The sequence below is a fragment of the Chondromyces apiculatus DSM 436 genome (genome assembly GCF_000601485.1).
Taxonomy (GTDB): domain Bacteria; phylum Myxococcota_A; class Polyangia; order Polyangiales; family Polyangiaceae; genus Chondromyces; species Chondromyces apiculatus.
This window is the reverse complement of record NZ_ASRX01000017.1, coordinates 96580-113915: the sequence shown is the minus strand read 5'-3', so window position 1 is coordinate 113915 and position 17336 is coordinate 96580. Positions and strand designations below refer to the sequence as shown.

The window sequence follows — 17336 nt, the reverse complement described above, 5'->3', positions numbered from 1 at the left end:
GCCATGGCGAGCGACGAAAAGGGGTCGGCTGTTCTTTGCGGTGAGGTGGAGGAGCGGCTGTCGGAGGTGCTGGACGGGACGGCACCTGCCGCGCTGTTCGACCATGTCGCCGAGTGCGACGTCTGCCGCGATCTCCGGCACGAGGCGATGCAGGCTGCGGAGGCCGTCGCCCGTGCGGGCGCAGACTTCCGACCTGCAGACGGGTTCGTGGAAGCGCTCGTCTCGCGCCTCCACGCCGCGAGGCCGTCCGACGTGCCAGATGCGTCAGATGCGTCAGGTGCATCCGATGCGTCGGGTGCGTCGGGTGCGTCAGGCGCGTCAGGCGCGTCCGTGGGGGAAGGCGCAGCAGGTGCATCGCGCTCGCCGGTAGCTTCGCGCACGGAGCCGGGGGAGCCTCTCGTCACGACGCAGGGCGCTCCGGCGCAGCACGCCGTCGTGACGCAGCCTCCTGCACGGGACGAGGCCCCTCGGGACACGGGGGCTTCGGGCGTGCGAGAACCCGCAGTCTCGGCGGCGAGCCAGCACGTGCTGGACACGCAGCGGAACGGCGCTGCGCGCGAGGCAGTACGTCCCGTCGCGACGCTGCACGACACGAACGAGGGTGGGGCTGGACCCGCGCGTGCGCCGGCGTCGACGACGGCACCGCGTGAAGGCAAGGTGGTGCCGCTCTTCAAGCGCACCTCGTTCGTGGCCGCGGCGCTCGTGGCCGCGGCTGCCGCGGCGGGTGTCGGCTTCTGGTTGAAGGGGCGGGCGCCTCACGGCGAGGCGGAGGTCGCCAGCGCGGAGCCGTGGTCGGGGAAGGTCGAGGGCATCAAGCGGGCCTCGGCCGACAAGGCCGGAGGTCTGGAGGCTTGCGACAAGGCCGGGGCGTGCGCGCCGCTCGCCGAGGGAGCGGCTCTCTCGCTGCCCGTGACGCTGCGCACGGACGCGCGCACGCGCGCTCACTTCGCGCTCGGCGATGGCACCCAGCTCGCCCTCGATCGCGGGTCGCGGGTGTGGATCGGGGAAGGCTCGGACCGGACCGCCCGCGTCGAGGCGGGGATGGTCGTCGCCGACGTGGCGCGGGCCGAGGGCTCGAAGCCGGCGCGCTTTCTGATCCCGCAGGGCGAGGTCGAGGTGCTGGGGACCAAGCTCGCCATCACCGCGAGCGACGCGCGGTCGTCGGTGGAGGTGGCGCGCGGGAGCGTGCGGGTGAGCGGCAGCCGCGGGTCGTCCGTGGAGGTGCGCGCCGGCGAGGAGGCGACGGTGGCGCGCGATGGCGCGCCGCAAGTGGCGAGCGCGAGCTCGCTGTCGGACGTGATGGAGTGGAGCGATCGCTCCTCGGAGGAGGTCGACGCGCCCGTGCTCCGCGGCCTCGGCGAGCTCCGGGCGCGCAAGCCGGGGTCCACCGAGGAGCGGCACGGCGCCGTGAGGCTCTCGAAGCACGCCGTCAAGGCGCGCATCGTCGACGTGGTGGCCCGCACCGAGGTCGACGAGACCTTCACCAACGACACGGACGAGGAGCTGGAGGGCATCTTCCGGTTCCCGCTCCCGCCGGGGGCGCAGATCGAGCGGCTGGCGCTGGAGGTCGACGGCAAGCTGATGGAGGGGGCGTTCGTGGATCGCGACCGCGGCGCGGCCATCTGGCGTGGCGTGATCCAGAACGCGGCCCCCAAGGCGCCGAAGCCCCGCGAGGAGATCGTCTGGGTACCGGGTCCGTGGCGCGATCCGGCGCTGCTCGAGTGGCAGCGGGGCGGGCGGTTCGAGCTGCGCATCTTCCCCATCCCGAAGCGCGGCTCGCGGCGGGTCGTGCTCACCTACACCCAGCTCGTCGAGCAATCGGGCGGCGTGCGGCGCTATACCTACCCGCTCGCGCACGACGACAACGGCACCACCCGCGTCGGCGACTTCTCGCTCGATGTGCAGGTGCTCGGGCACGACAAGGAGTTCGGCGTGAACGCGCGCGGGTACGACCTCACGCCCTCGGGCACCGACAGCGCCCTGGATCGGCGCGGCTTCTCGGCGCAAGGCTTCACACCGTCGGGTGATCTGACGCTCGAGTATGCGCTCCCCGATCGCACCAAGGAGGTGACGGCGTGGGCCTACCGCTCGGACGCGCCGGCCGGGTCGGATGCGGCGCTGGTGGAGGCTGCGAGCAAGGCGAAGAGCGCCGACGAGAGGGCCGCGATCGAGGCCGCGCAGGTGACGGTGCGCGACGCCTCGCCCTACGTCGCGATCGCGGTCAGGCCCAAGCTCCCTCGCTGGAGCGAGGCGCGCGAGCGGCGGCACGTGGTGGTGGTCGACTCCAGCCGCTCCATGGTGGGCGAGCGCTTCGCGCGCGCGACCCGGCTGGCGTCGTCGATCGTGAAGGAGATGGATCGGCGGGACGAGTTCGTGCTGCTCGCCTGCGACACCGTGTGCCGCGCCATGGATGACAGCGCCGGCACCTCGCGCCCGATGGCGCCCGGCGCCGCAGCCGCGGGGGAGGTGGAGCGCTTCCTCGGCCGCATCGAGCCCGACGGTGGCAGCGATCTGGCGGCAGCGATGATCGCCGCGCGCGCGGCGGCAGGCTCCGCCGGCGACAAGGAGCTGCGCATCGTCTATCTCGGCGACGGCACCCCCACCGTGGGCCCGACGCGCGGGGCGCACCTGGAGGCCGCGGTCCGGGCGGCGCTTCCCGAGGGCGATGCGGCCGTCGTGGCGGTCGCGCTCGGCGCGGATGCCGACACGAGTTCGCTGCTCGCGCTGGCGCGCGGTGGGGGCGGGGTGGTGGTCCCCTACGTGCCCGGTCAGCGGGTCTCCACGGCGGCGCTCGACGTGCTCGGCGCAGCGTATGGACTCGTCCTGCGCGATCCCGAGGTGGAGCTGCCGTCGGGCCTGACCCAGGTCACCCCGGCGCGCCTCGACCCGATCCGCGCCGGCAGCGAGACCTTCATCCTCGCGCGGATGAGCCCAGGCGCCGACGTGAACGGCACGATCCGCCTGCGCGGCAAGGTGAGCGGGGAGAAGTTCGAGCAGAGCTACCCGGTCTCCATCGCCCCGAGCACCAGCGCCGGCAATGCCTTCGTCCCTCGCCTGTATGCGGCGGCCAAGATCGCCGAACTCGAGCGGATCGGGAGCGAGGCGCAGAAGCCCACGGTGATCGAGCTGTCCAGGCGGTTCAACGTGGCGAGCCGCTACACCTCGCTGCTCGTGCTGGAGAGCGAGGCGATGTTCAAGGCCTTCGGCCTGGACCGGAGCGGCATCGCCCCGGCCTTCACCGGCGAGGTGACCGCCGAGAGCGCGAGCGCCGACGCCGATGGCGAGCTTCCCGACGAAGCCGCAGAGGAGACCGCGCTCGGCAAGGGCGCCGCGGCTCAGTCTCCCGCCAAGGCGAAGGAGCAGCGGATCGACGACGCCTTCGAGATGGAGGGAAGCGCGCCTGCCAGCGAGCCTCAGGGCGGCGCCTTCCGTTCATCGAGCGGGCCGATGACGCGCAGCGCGCCACGCCCTGCGCCGCCGCCTGCGCCCACGGCGACGTCGGGGCCGCCCGGGGATCTGTCTGCCGAGAAGAAGTCCTCCTCGGGGTGGGGCCGCCGCGGTCGTGAGTGGAACCCGCCCACGACGCCGCCGCGTGACCGCGCGTTCGTCCCCATGCGGCGGGTCTTCGACCGCAAGGGCAGCTTCGAGGCCGTGAACACCCTGGTCTCGCAGAACGCGAGCCGCCTCTTCGCGGCCGAGAGCGAGCTTTCCGCGGCCCCCAACAGCCGCGACAAGACGGTGGGCCTCTACGCGCTGTACGCGGTGAGCGGCCGTCTCGGCGAGGCGCAGGAGCTGACCTCGCGCTGGAGCGGGCGGGACGCGCTCGACCCCGACGCGCTGATCGCCCGCGCCGACCTCGCAGCGCGGCAGGGGGAGCGCGACCGCGCAGCGCGCATCCTCGGTGGGCTCGCCGATGTGCGGCCCGGCGACCGCGCCATCCAGACCCGCCTGGCCGATCTCCACGACATGGCAGGTGCACCGGCCTTTGCGTGCAGGCACCGCCTGGCGCTCGCCGACCTCCTCCCCGGCGACGCCAAGGTGGTCTCCACCGCGCTGCAGTGCGCGCGGGCCCAGGGGATGCTCGCCCTGGCCGACCAGATCCGCGCCGACCTGGATCCCAAGGTGCGGGAGCAGGTCGAGCGGCTGGTCTCCTCCAGCACCACCACCCCGGGGGCACTGACGTTGCGCGGCGACGTTCAGCTCGTGGCCGAGTGGACCGGTGCGGCCGACATCGACGTCGCCCTCATCGACGAGCAGGGCCGCCGCATCTCCTGGATGGGCTCACCCTCCCCCCGGGTGACGGTCACGGCGCAGGACGCGACGAGCCTCCACCGCGAGACGCTCGCGCTGCTCAACCTGCCCAAGGGCAGCTACGTGGTCGAGGTGAGCCGCGCGGCTGGACGCGACACGACGGGGGAGATCGTGCGGGGCGACGTCACCCTGAAGCTCCCCGGCGAGACGCGGAAGATCCCCTTCACCCTCGCGAGCGCGCGCTCCGAGCTGGGGACGATGAAGATGTTCTTCACCTCCCGCCTCGTCCCTGTCGAAGACAGGGTGTTCAGCCCCTGGCGTGGTGGCTTCTGAGACGCTGCGAGAGGGGGGCTCCTCCCCCTCGCGGTTCCCCCCACATCCTTCCCCTCTTCGGGCGCAACTCAGGTCGTGGCTGACCCGAGCGCGGCCTGCGCCTCGTGCATGATCTCGGTCCACGCCGGGTCGACCCTGGAGATCTCCCTCGCCAGTCCGCCCGGGTCTTCTCCCGCCTCCATACCTTGCCGCGCCCGGGCCGAACCCATCAGCAGGTCGAGCGCAGGGATGTCGTCCACGTACTCGTAGCGCTCCGTGCGGAACTGGAACCGCTCCGGGTTCTGCCGGCGCGCCAGCGCGATCAGGGCCACATAGGTGGCGACCGGTCGGAACGCGCCAGGATCGGTGACGTGGATCTGCACGCCCCCGCAGATCTGGCCGGCATGCTTCCGGGTGGTCGGGCAGAAGGTGAGCGGTCGCGCCACGAACCCCGGGAGACCCGTCGCGAGCAGGTCCGCAGAGAGCGCGCGCCCATCCACCCATGGTGCTCCCACCAGCTCGAAGGGCCGCGTCGTCCCGCGCCCCTCGGACAGGTTCGTCCCCTCGATGAGGCACCCTCCCGGATACACCAGCGCCGTCTCCGCGCTCGGCATGTTGGGTGAGGTCATCACGAAGGGGCGATCCCACGCGTCTGCGAGCGCGCCGCGCTTCCAGCCGAGCGAGGGCACCACGGTCAGGGCCGCGTCGGTCGGCCCCACCAGCGCGTCGTCGGCGTTGATGTGGGCCACGGACACGCCCTCGCGACGCCCGAAGAGCGCGACGATTTCTCCCACCGTGAGCGCGTGACGGATGGGCACGGGCTCCAGGCCCACGAACGAGAGGAAGCCTTTCTCCTGGATCGCACCCTCCACCGTGTCCACGGTGCCCCCGATGGGGTTCGGTCGATCGAGCAGGATCACCGCCACGCCCGCCCGCTGTGCCGCGCGCACCGCGAGGAGCGCCGTCCACACGAACGTGTAGTGGCGGCACCCGACGTCGGCGAGATCCACGAGGAGTACGTCGATCTCCGCGAGATCTGCCTGCCGGGGCGTCAGGTCCTCGAAGCGGTCTCCGTACAGGCTCACCACGCGGGCGCCCGTCCGGGGATCCACGCCTCCGGAGACGACGTCCATGTCCTGCGCCTCACCGCCGTAGCCATGCTCGGGGCCGAAGAAGATGCGCGGACGGACGCCGTGTGCCGCCAGCACCTCGGCGATGTGGATCAGCCGGCGGTCCACGCTCGCGGGATGGGCGAGGACGCCGACACGTGCTGCCTTGAGTCGGTCGAGCAAGGCGAGATCAGGGAGTCGATCGAGACCTACGTGCACGCCAGCACACGTACCCCGGAGCGCGACGGCCGTCCAAGTTACCGGCCTTCTGGCCGAGCCCATGTCCGATGCCTCGTCGATCACGGATCGCCGCCATCAGTGTGCAGTCTGGACCCTCATCCGCTGGGCACGGTGGCTGCAATCTGCCCGCACCACGGCATGGAGAGGGCAGATTTTTCCCTGGAAGGGTTCTCACCGTCACGGCCACCGGTCGTGGTCCTCGGCGACCTGACGCTGATTCGACCTCACGGAATGGCCGGGATCCCGGTGATCCTCGCGACCCGCGACCCGGACGACATCTCCCGGCACTCTCGCTACGTCCAGGCGACGACCGTGCTCCCTGCCGAGCGCGATCAGGGAGCTGCCGCGCTGATCGCCCTGGGGGACCGGCTCTGCGCGGCGCTCGGCCGGCGTGCCCTGCTCGTGTACGGCAGCGACAAGGATCTCGACCTCATCTACCACCACCGCAAAGAGCTCGCCGACCGCTTCCTGTTCGTGCTCAACGACGAGGAGCTTGCCTGGTCTCTCCTCGACAAGGAGCGGTTCTCCCGGCTGTGCGTCGCCGCAGGCGTCCGCGCCCCGCGCACGCTCGACCCGAGCGAGGACCTCTCCGCGCTGGCATCCATGCGTGAGCCCTTGCTCATCAAGCCGAGGCGCAAGACCGCCTGGAAGGACATCCAGCGAGAGCTGTTCGGCGGGCACGCCAAGGCGCGCGTCTTCGCGACGCGCCGAGACCTGCTCGACCATCCCTCGTTCGCGCGGCTGCGGGGTGAGCTGCTCATCCAGGAGCACATCGAGGGCGCCACGAGCGATCTGCTCTCCTTCCACGGGTTCGCCGACACGGACGGCAACCTGCTCGCCTCCTTCTGTGGCCGCAAGGTGCGCACTTTCCCCGCCTTCGCGGGAGAGAGCTCGCTCATCGAGGTGGCCCACGACGATGAGGTGGACGCGATGGGGAAGGACGTCACGGCGCGGCTCGGCCTCAAGGGGCCGTTCAAGATCGACCTCATCCGCGACGCGCACACGGGCATGCTCTACGTCCTGGAGATCAACGCGCGCTACACGCTGTGGCACTACGTGGGCGCGGCGTCGGGCGTGAACCTTCCCGTCATCGCCTACGACCTGCTCGTACATGGACGTCGTCCGGAGACGTCCCTGCGCCCCGAGGCGCGACGCCGCTGGCTCAATTTTTACCGTGACTGGCTCGCCTTTCGCGAGCAGCGCGATGAGGGCCTGACGCTGGGTGCGTGGCTGCTCTCGGTGGCCCGCCCTGGTACGGTATACGAAGCGTTTGCTTGGAGAGACCCCGCCCCCTTCGCAAGGTGGGCAAGCAGCGCGGTGGCGCGGAAGGTGAACTATGGGGCGCTACGGGATCGTATCGGACATTCACGGTAACTTCGAAGCTCTGCGGACGGTGCTCGCGTTCCTCGACGCGCGCGGCGTCGACAAGCTGCTCTGCCTCGGGGATCTGGTCGGCTACAACGCCGACCCCAACCGGTGCGTGCGCCTCCTCGAAGCGCGCGAGGCGCTGGCCATCGTCGGAAACCACGATCTCATCGCCGCCGGGGAGATCGGGACCGAGCGCTGCAGCGACAAGGCGGCGTTCGCCCTGCGCCGCACGCGGCAGACCGTCACTCCACCGACACTCCTCTACTTGCTCCAGCTCCCCCGGGTGCGCGTCGTCGATGGAGGCGTGATCCTCGTGCACGGCAGCTTCTCGGACGTGTGCGAGTACATGCGCGACGAGCAGAAGATCGAGGAGAACCTCCCGATGATGCGGCGGCTCGCGCCCGAAGCCTGGATCTGCCTCTTCGGCCACACGCACGCCCCCGTCCTCTACGCCGCCAAGGACGGTGAGGTGGTCTCGCTGGAGCTCGGCGAAGACATCCCGCTCCAGAGCCGCCGCCGGGTCTTCTTCGCGAACCCTGGCTCGGTCGACGCCGCGCGACGCGGCGACAGCCACGCCGAGTTCGCGGTGCTCGACACCGATCGCCGCGAGATCTCCTACCACCGCATCCCCTACAACCACGCCATCGCCGAGCGTCGTGCCCAGCAAGCCGGCTACCGCATGGGGTGGGCCGACGAGCGGGTCTACGAAGCCGCGCGCGCCATCCGGCGAGGCAAGCGGATCATGCAGGTGGGCGTCGAGCGCGCTCTCGGCGCGCTCCGCATGTGACGGTTCCACCTCTCTCCACTCAGCCCTCACGGAGGAGCATGCTGCGCGTTCAGATCGTGATCGAGACCGCGGGACTCGTCGCTGTGCGCGGCGCCTGGGAGGACTTGCTCGCGCGCAGCGCGCTGAGCGAGCCGACGCTTTCGCCCTCGTGGCTGCTCCCGTGGTGGCGCGTCTTCGGCCCTCTCGACGGAAGAGAGCTGCGCGCGGTGCTGTTCTGGGAGGGGCAGCGCCTGGTCGGGCTCGCGCCGTTCTGCGAGCGGTCGCGACGCCACCGCCTCGGCCTATCCCTGCGTGCCCTCGAACTCTGTGGCTCCGGCGAAGAGGAGGCCGACGAGACTGGCTCCGACTACCTCGGGGTGGTCGTCGAGCGCGGCGCCGAACCCGCCATCGCGCGTGAGCTCGCGGAGCTGCTCACCACCAGCAGCGGTCTGCTCGGCGCCTGGGACGAGCTGCGCATGCCTGCCATGCGCGGTGACGATCTGCTCCCCGTGCTCCTCGCGCGAGAGCTCCGCGCGCGAGGCGCGGACGCGCTGCTGGAGATGACCGGCGCGTGCCCGCTCATCCCGCTGCCAGCCACCTGGGACGCCTACCTCGCGGCACTCCCATCGTCACGCCGTTACCTCGTGCGCCGTTCTCTCCGTGACCTCGAAGCCTGGGCAGGCGCCCCGCTCCGCCTTTCGCGCGTCACCCGCCCTGAAGAGCTGCCTGCGGCGACCGACACCTTGATCCGGCTGCACGAGGGGCGCTGGTCCTCCGACGGCAAGCCAGGGGCCTTCGCGTCGCCGCGCTTCCGTGCCTTCCACGCCGAGGTCATGCCGGCCCTCCTCGAACGAGGTGCGCTGGAGCTGTCGTGGCTCGAAGCGCGAGGCGAGCCCATCGCCGCGATCTACAACATCGTCTGGCAGGGGCGCGTCTGCTTCTACCAGGGAGGCCGCCGGACCGACCTGCCCGAGAAGCTGCGCGCCGGTATCGCGCTTCAAGCGCTCGCCATCCGTGACGCCATCGCCGCGGGACACAAGGAGTACGACTTCCTCGCCGGCACCTCGCGCTACAAGATGGAACTCTCCCTGGCCGTACGTCCCCTGGTCCAGCTCTATGCGACGCGTCCGTCACTCACAGACACGGTGCGGCGCGTCGCCGATCTCGCCCTGGATCAAGCGCGCCTCCTGCGCAGGGCCTTCGCGGGTCCGACCTTGGGGCAAGGGCGCACGCCACCCGGACCGACCTCGCCCTCCAGCGGGGGTGAGGCTTCGAAGACTCGCGACGCGGTCTCACCCTGAGGTCACGAGGCTGCACGTGCCGCACGTGCGTGCGTGTGGGCCAGGGGCCAGACCCATCGAGGCGCCCTGCGTCAGGACTGCCTGACCCCGAGATCTGCGCCCTGGCGGTCCACGCGGCGTGACCTTTGCGAGTGGTACTCTGGCAAGATGGTTTTCCGCGAGCGCGAACTCTCTGCTCCGTCAAGCCACGTGCCGCAAAGCCACCGTCCCTCGTCGATGAGCCGCCGTCGAACACCACCTCCAGAGTCCTCCTCACCTTCGAGCGGGCCAGACCGGACGCCCACGAGCTACCGGATGATCTTCGACCGGGGTCGTGACCGCGCCGACAGCGTCCCGCCCCCAGCGCCGCCCCCCCCCCCACAACCCCCACCACCGAGCCTCTCGCGCCACTTCGACCCTGACGCTGCGACCATCGCGCGCGAGCGCAGCGAGACGCCGCCCCCGTCGGCGCGCATCAACGACACGGCCTCCTCACCCGCCAGCCCGACGCCCGCGGTGGTGTTCGGCGTCTATGCAGCAGGGGACGTGCTCGCGCAGCGGTATCGCCTCGTCGACCAGATCGGTCACGGCGGCATGGGCGCCGTGTGGCGCGCCCGCAGCATCAGCCTGGACCTCGACGTGGCCCTCAAGCTCATCCGCCGCGAGGCCGAGGTGCAGCACGCCGCCGAGCGGCTGCTGAAGGAAGCGCGCGCCGCAGCGCGGGTGGCCCACCCCTCGGCCGTCCGCGTCCACGACTTCGGCGTGACCCTCGCGGGGGATCCCTTCCTGGTGATGGAGCTGCTCCAGGGGCAGTCCCTCTCCGAGCGCCTCACCGAGCTGGGCACCTTTCCGTTCACCGAGGCGGTGCAGCTCGTGCTGCCCGTCGCCGGCGCGCTCGCCGCGGCGCACCGCGAGGGGGTCGTGCACCGCGACGTCAAGCCGGCGAACATCATGCTCGTCGAGCAAGGCGCGAGCGTGGTGCCCAAGCTCATCGACTTCGGCGTCGCCGGCGTCTCCGCGGCCATCTGGGCCACCCGTCTCACCACGCACGGCATGATGCTCGGCAGCCCCGTGTACATGGCACCCGAGCAGATCCGTGGCGGCACCGACCCCGACGAGCGCACCGACATCTGGGGCCTCTGCACCGTGCTCTACGAGCTGGTGAGCGGCACGCGCCCCTTCGCGGGCCCGAACAGCGCCACCGTGATCTTCGATGTCCTCAACACCCGGCTGCGGCGGCCGGAGCAGTTCCAGGACGAGCCCGAACTCTGGAGCATCGTGGAGCGCGGTCTCGCCAAGGCCCCCCAGGACCGCTGGCCGAACATGGCATCCCTCGGGCGCGCCCTCGCCGAGTGGGCCCTCGCCCGCGGCGTCACCTTCGACGCCGCCGGCATGTCCCTCGGCGTCCACTGGCTCTCCCAGCCCTCCCTCAACGTCCTCTCCCCGCGCCAGAAGTAAGTACTGCGTACCCTGGAACAGGTACTGCGTACCCTGGAACAGGGGCCTGTCGGCCCCTGCGCTCCCGATGGTCGCTACCCCCGTGGCCAGCAGGGAGCATCGCGCCGAGGATGCAGGGCGAGCCGGGCGCAGCCCTCTGCGGTCCTCGTGTTACCCTCGCGCCGAGAACCGCTCATGATCAAAGCCTCGCGCCGCCCCCGCCTCGCGCTCCTCCTCGCGCTCTTCACCGCCGGCTGCGGCGGCGACGACACGACCCCGCCCGCGACACTGGCCATCCCCGAAGGGTGCAACCCCATCGCCTACGAGAGCGACTGCCTCCTCCCGTATCCCTCCGACTTCTTTCTCACCGAGGACCCGACCACGCCCACCGGTCGCCGGGTCGTCCTCACCGAGGCGGCGAAGCCCCACGACAAGAACGGTCGCCCCTTCGATTTCCTGGAGCGCCACCCCGTCGACGGCTTCTCCCACCACCAGCCCATCGTGGCGTCGTTCCCGGGGGGCGTGAACGCCGAGCGCCTCACCTTCCACACCGACGACCCGGAAGCGGCGCTCCGCCCCGGCAGCACCACCCTGCTCATCGACGCCGACACGGGCGCGCTCGTTCCCCACTGGGCCGAACTCGATCGCAGCACCGACGACGTCGCCGCGCAGGGCCTCGTCGTGCGCCCCTACGGCAAGCTCCAGAACGGGCACCGCTACATCGTCGCCTTCCAGGGCCTCACCGACCTCGACGACAAGCCCATCGCGCCGCCCTCCGGCTTCGACCGCATCCGCGACGCCTCGGCCGGCTCCGAGCCCGCCCTCAGCGCGCTCGCCACCCGCTACGAGCAATCCATCTTCCCGGTGCTCGAAGCGGCGGGCGTCTCCCGCGCAGGCCTGCAGCTCGCCTGGGACTTCACGGTCGGCTCCGAGGACTGGCTCACCCGCGACATGCTCGCCATCCGCGAGGACGCCCTGCAGCGCATGGCCCAGACGCCTCCCGCCATCACGGTGACCTCCGCCGTCGAGGACCCCGAGGACCCCGAGGTCGCCCTCCGCCTCGAAGGCACGCTGCGCGTCCCGCTGTACCTGGAGAGCGAGGACACCGGCGCCGCGATCCACCGCGGCGATGACGGCCTCCCCGCGATGAACGGCGAGGTCGAGGTGCCCTTCCTCGTCCAGGTCCCCCGCAGCGCCATGCCTGCGGACGCGACCTTCGAGCCCGCGCGCATCCTCCAGTACGGGCACGGCTTCTTCGGCCTGCGCGAGGAGACCAACTACGGCTTCATGCGCGGCTTCTCCAACGAGCAGCGCTACGTCACCGCCTCCGTCGACTGGTGGGGCATGAGCGAGCCCGACGCGATCGCGGCCGCGGCCGACATCCTCTCGGACGTCGGATCGATGTTCCGGTTCGTCGACCGCCTGCACCAGGCCATGGTCAACATGATGGCCCTCTCGCTCGCCCTCCAGGGACCGCTCGCCGACCTGGAGGAGCTGCGGCGCTTCGACAGGCCGCTCTTCGATCAGGAGCACCTCTACTATTACGGCATCAGCCAGGGCGCGATCTTCGGCGTCACCCTCCTCGCGCTCTCACCCGCCCTGGACCGGGCGGCGCTCAGCGTCGGCGGCGGACCCTACTCGCTGATGATGTCGCGCTCCGCGAGCTACCAGCAGCTCCTCGGCCTGCTCTCCACGGTGATCGAGGGGCCGCTCACCCTTCAGAAGGTGATGATGCTCAGCCAGCACACCTGGGATCGGATGGACCCCATCACCTACGCCGGCCACGTCCTCGGCGACCCCTACCCGGGCTCACCGACCGACCGGCACCTCCTCTTTCAGATCGGCGTCGGGGACCACTCGGTGAACAACCTCGCCAGCCACGTCAACGCGCGCGCCATGGGCATCCCGCTCCTCACGCCCAGCGCGCGGACCGTGTACGGCCTCGAGACCGTGAGCGCGCCGGCAGACGACGCCATGGTCATCGTCGACTTCAAGCTCGACAAGGAGCCCGGCATCGAGTCTCGGGTGCCCACCGAGGACGAGGAGAACGACGTGCACGAGGGCGTGCGGCGCAACCCCCGCATCAAGATGCAGCTCGACGCCTTCTTCCAGCCCGAAGGGACCATCGAGAACTTCTGCGACGGCCCCTGCGATCCGGAGTGACGCCTCGGCTCACCGCTTCTTCGGCGCGGTGACCGCAGCGCCCGCCGCCACGCCAGCCGCGGCGCGCTCCGGGGTCAGACGCACCATCCGGTGCATCAGCCCATCCACGCGCTGCAGCCACGCCCGCCACGCCCCGTACTTCTCCACCGGGATCGTTGACAGGTCGGCGACGAAGCTCCGCTTCACCACCACCGAGTTCGGCCCCTTCCCCTTCGTGAACGACAGCGACGCTCGCCCGAACTCGCCGCCGTTCTCCTCGCCCCCGGGCGGCAGCTCCGCGAAGCGGTAGCCCAGCGGCGCAACCACCGTCATCGTCCACGTCCGGTGTGCCGGCGCCACGTTCGGCGGCAGCACCACCGGCAGCTTCCGCTTCGGCAGCGGCGCGAGCTGCGAGGTGAGCGTCATCGTCCCCGCGATGGGCACCGCCAGCTCGTCGCCCTCCAGCCGCCCCAGGCCCTCGGAGTGCGCCTCGTACCCGAGCGTCGCCAGTCCGTTCGGCAGGTCTCCCTCGAAGTCGACCTTCGACTTGACGTCCACTGTCGGGAACCACCCCGCCGCCAGGAACTGCTCCACCCACTGCGCCCGCGCGTCTGCCTCGGCCAGGTAGTTCCGCAGCTCGAACGCCGCGTCGCCCAGGTGGCGCTCCTTCGCCGTGAGGTCTCCGGCGCCCGTGGGCGATACCCGGATCGTCCAGTCCGCCTCCACCCCGTGATCGGCCGGGGAGCTGGCCGGCGTCTCCACGATCTTCGCCGGCCCCTCCGACACGAAGAGCGCCAGCGTCCGCGCGTCCATGGACGGCAGCGGCCCGAGGCGGCTCTGCGGGCTCGTCGCGTCGAGCCACAGCCCCGGCTTCCCGTCCTTGCCCGGCAGGTAGGCGATCCCGTGATCGAACACCGGGATGGCCGCCTTCTCGCTCCGCAGGACCGACGGCATGGCCGTGTGGCGCGTCTGCACCAGCACCTCCGTGGCCTCGATGCCGATGGACTTGAGCAAGGTGATGAGCAGCATCGCCTTGTCGTCGCAGTCCCCCTGGCGACGCGCGAGGAGCTGCTGCGGCCGGTTCGGCAGCCACCACTCCCCGGACACGAAGTTCACGTAACGGATGTCGTCGGCCACGAAGTTGAAGAGCGCCCGGATCTTGTCCTCCGGCGTCTTCTTCCCCGCCGTCAGCTCCTCGGCCAGCCGGCGCACCTGCTCGTCGGGCTCCGTGAACCCCGTCACCGCGGAGCGGTACCACTCCCGGAAATCGTTCCACCCGTTGAAGGTCGACCCGACCACCACCGGAAGCACCTCGGACATCCTGGGCGCGAAGGGCTCCTCCGGGATCTCCGGCGGGTTGTCCCAGATGTAGCGGGTGATGGTGCGCCCCGCCTTCTCGCTGGTGAGCACCCGGTCGGCCTTGCCGTTGAGCACGTCGACGGCGAGCGGCGAAGCCTTCGGGCTGTCGATGACCACCTCGTTGTAGAGGATGGGGTGCGTGTCCGTGGAGCCCACGTAGTCGAGGAAGTAGAACGGCGCGTCCCCGCGGCGTCCCACCGGCCCCCCCGTCCAGGAGCGCACCGCCACCTCCACCACGTCGCCCTCTTCGAGCTTCTCCCACCGGATGAACGGCCGCGCCCCGCCCGCGCTCTGCTCCGCCGCCTGCGAGACCGAGCCGTCCTTGTGGTGTACCCGCGCGAAGAGCAGCTCTGTCTGCTCCCCCTCTGCCGGGATCCCGCTCTCGTACAGGTCCTGCTCCGTGCGCGGCTCGATCACGATCTCGCGCGCGTACTGCATGAGCTGCGACACCCGCTTGTCCGGGTGGTACGTCACCACGCGCGTCCAGTGGAGCTGCCGGTCGAACACCTCGCCCTTCTGCGCGGGGTTGCCCTTGGCGCGCTGCAGGAAGACATCCGGCGCGGCGAGGAACTGCTCGTCGGGCATGTGCTGCTGCCCGCGCCCGGCGCTCGCGCCGCGCGCGTCGGCCGCGACCTCGCCGAGGCGGAACGCGAGCTGTGCTTTCAGCGTGGGATCGCCAGGCGTCAGGTCCCGCGCCCGCGCGAGGGCCACCGTGGCCCGCTCCCCCTCGTCCACCGGGTCTCCCCCGAGCCCCATCGCCCGCGCCGCGTTGCGGGCCTCGGACAGCCCCTGGAACGCCTCCGGTCGGTTCGGCGCCACCTGGGTCGCCCAGTAGAACACCTCGCGCGCCCACGCATAGCGGCCAGCCTGGTAGAGCGCGCGGCCGATCTGGATCACGTCCTCCGCCGAGGTCTGCTCCGCCAGCACCGCGGCTGCTGCCTTCTCCAGCGACGCGCCGTCCAGCGACGCGAACGTGCGCACGTACGTCGCGTCCCGTGCACCCGCCCGGACCCCCGCGAGGCGCTGCGCTGCCCGCAGCCTCAGGTCGGGCAGGCTCCGCGCCGCGTCGTAGATCTCCGTCCATACGCTGACCGGCGCCCGGTCCCCCAGCTCGTCCGCGATCTTCACCAGCTCGTCGAGCGCGGCGCGGGACATTCCGCCGCCGAGCTGCCGCTTGGCGATCGCCCGCATCAGCCGCGCCTCCACGTCGCGCGCCGAGCGGAGCGGGTCCTCCCGCAGCGCCGCCATCCCCCACTCGGTGAGCTGCGCGCCGAGGTGCGCCGCTGCGAGCCGCCGCTGCGCGAACGACGCCGCCGCACGGTCCTTCTCCGCGAGCCCCCGCACCCGCGCCTGCTCCAGCCACCCGCTCCGGTTCGCGCCGAACGGCGAGATCCACCCCACCAGCGCCAGCGCGTCGGGTGACACCTCCTTCGCGCGCGCCACCACGTCGAGGAGCCCCGGCGCCCGCGGCGAGCGCTGATCGTCTCCCGCGCCGAGCGTCCTCGCGACCGCGCCGAGCAGCATCTGCTCGGCCGTGGGCGCCTCTCCTGCATCGAGCGCCGCCTCCAGCGCCGTGCGCACCCGCGTCACCCCGGCGGGCAGCGGGGGCGGCTGTTCTCCCGCCACGGAGAGACGCAGCTTCGACAGGTCCGACGACGTCGCCAGCGCCAGCGGCTTGCGCTTCGTGTCCGTGAAGCGCGCCCTCACCCGACCGTCGTCGGCCACCGACCCCGTGCACACCTTCAGCGCCAGCAGGTGCTCCCCGGCGGGCGCGGCGATCTGCGCTGCCAGCCGGTCCAGCACCAGCCCCCGGTGCAGCGCCTCGCTCGACGCCACCTCCGCCCCGTCCCAGATCAGGCGCACCGCGCCGCTCGCGCCCACGTGCACCAGGAAGGGCTTCCGATCCAGCGACGCCGGCACCGTCACCCGCGACGCCAGGTACGAGCAGCTCTCCGCCCGCGGGTGTACGTACAGGTCGAGCGGCACCCCGCGCGCCGTGGCCGACGCCGGCAGCGCCCTCCGCCACGCCACGTCGTACACGCCCCACGAGTAGCGCGCGCCAGCGTCCGCGAACGACGCGCCGGGCGCCTCGGGCCCCTCGCGCCGCGCGAGCCCGCCGCCGCTGTTGTCCTGGAAGGGTCCGAGCACGGCCCACGACTTCACCAGGCCGCCCGCGTCGGCCGGCGCATCGAACACCACCTTGCGCGCCCCCGCCCAGACCGGCTGCGGGGGCTCCGGGGCGAGCAGCCGCGCGAGCCACCGGGCCTCGTCGGCGAGCGGCGCGTCCGAGGCCCCGATTGCCGCGAGCCCCTCTCGCGCCCTCCCGAACGCGGCGCGCTCATCGAGGGCCGCCGCGATGAGCATCCCTGCCAGGGCATCGTCTTCGCCGCGCCGCGCCCGGTTGAGCGCGTGCCCCACCATCTCTTCCGGCGTTGCACCCACCCACCGCGCCGTCAGCATTACCGGCCGCCGCGGTTGCGGACGCGGCCCCGGCGTCGGCGGACCGTTGAGAGGCGTCCCGGTGGGCGGCTCACCGCCGAGCGTCGGTCCTCCCGTCGCTGCAGGCTTGCCTCCGGGCACTTCCTTGCCCTCCCCGGCTGTCTTTCCGCCAGGGATCCGCAGACCACCCGCCGCCGGTTTGCCGCCTCCAGCCTGCGTGTCGCCCGACGTCGGCTTGCCTCCCGGCGCCTGCGTGTCGCTTGCCGTCGGCGCTGGCGGCGCTACCGGCGCTACCGGCACTGCGGGCTTGGCGGCGGGGCTCGGCTTGCCGGCGGGCGCCGGTTTCAGGGGTGGCGTCTGCGCGTACGACCCCCCCGCGGCCAGGGTCAGCACCAGCGCGAAGGCACCGGCCAGCGGCCGCCTTCGCCCAGGGTGAATCGAGCACACGCGAACGTCGGTGGGCGGGATCGCCCGGGAGCAGGGAACCATGAATCTCGGGTCGCCTCCGGCCCTCACGCCATAGCGCGGCCACCACCGCGCGGCGAGCCTCGACCCTGCAAGGACGAACGGACAACCGGAGCATGCGCCCTCAATACGCCCCCATGCGCCCCCATCGCCGCCGGGCGACCTGCG

Annotated in this window: 8 protein-coding genes; 6 read left to right on the top strand and 2 right to left on the bottom strand. The window is 71.8% G+C overall.

Annotated elements, in window-relative coordinates; all coding sequences use genetic code 11:
• The first annotated feature begins 3 nt into the window (after positions 1–3).
• A complete protein-coding gene (locus CAP_RS12900) occupies positions 4–4584 on the top strand; it encodes a VIT domain-containing protein (RefSeq protein ID WP_044240391.1) in 4581 nt (1526 codons plus the stop codon).
• Positions 4585–4652: 68 nt separating this feature from the next.
• Here CAP_RS12900 and CAP_RS12895 read toward each other — a convergent pair whose 3' ends face one another.
• Entirely contained in the window at positions 4653–5855 is a 1203-nt protein-coding gene (locus CAP_RS12895) for an exo-beta-N-acetylmuramidase NamZ family protein (RefSeq protein ID WP_231511413.1), read from the bottom strand.
• Positions 5856–6143: 288 nt separating this feature from the next.
• Here CAP_RS12895 and CAP_RS12890 point away from each other — a divergent pair, with 288 nt between their 5' ends.
• The 5 genes from CAP_RS12890 (at position 6144) to CAP_RS12870 (ending at position 12926) form a co-directional block, all read left to right on the top strand.
• A complete protein-coding gene (locus CAP_RS12890; protein WP_197041149.1) occupies positions 6144–7286 on the top strand; it encodes a carboxylate--amine ligase in 1143 nt (380 codons plus the stop codon).
• A gap of 19 nt (positions 7287–7305) precedes the next feature.
• Entirely contained in the window at positions 7306–8067 is a 762-nt protein-coding gene (locus CAP_RS12885) for a metallophosphoesterase family protein (RefSeq protein WP_231511411.1), read from the top strand.
• A 38-nt stretch (positions 8068–8105) separates the two neighbouring features.
• Entirely contained in the window at positions 8106–9347 is a 1242-nt protein-coding gene (locus CAP_RS12880) for a GNAT family N-acetyltransferase (RefSeq protein WP_044240381.1), read from the top strand.
• A gap of 216 nt (positions 9348–9563) precedes the next feature.
• Positions 9564–10784 (top strand): serine/threonine-protein kinase, encoded by a 1221-nt coding sequence (locus CAP_RS12875; RefSeq protein WP_231511409.1) that lies wholly within the window; start codon positions 9564–9566, stop codon positions 10782–10784.
• A gap of 174 nt (positions 10785–10958) precedes the next feature.
• Complete coding sequence (locus CAP_RS12870; protein ID WP_052374988.1) at positions 10959–12926, top strand: hypothetical protein; 1968 nt, start codon at positions 10959–10961, stop codon at positions 12924–12926.
• Positions 12927–12935: 9 nt separating this feature from the next.
• Here the strand turns inward: CAP_RS12870 and CAP_RS44420 are convergent, their stop codons facing one another.
• Complete coding sequence (locus CAP_RS44420) at positions 12936–17096, bottom strand: transglutaminase domain-containing protein (protein ID WP_231511408.1); 4161 nt, start codon at positions 17094–17096, stop codon at positions 12936–12938.
• Between the last annotated feature and the right edge of the window lie 240 nt (positions 17097–17336).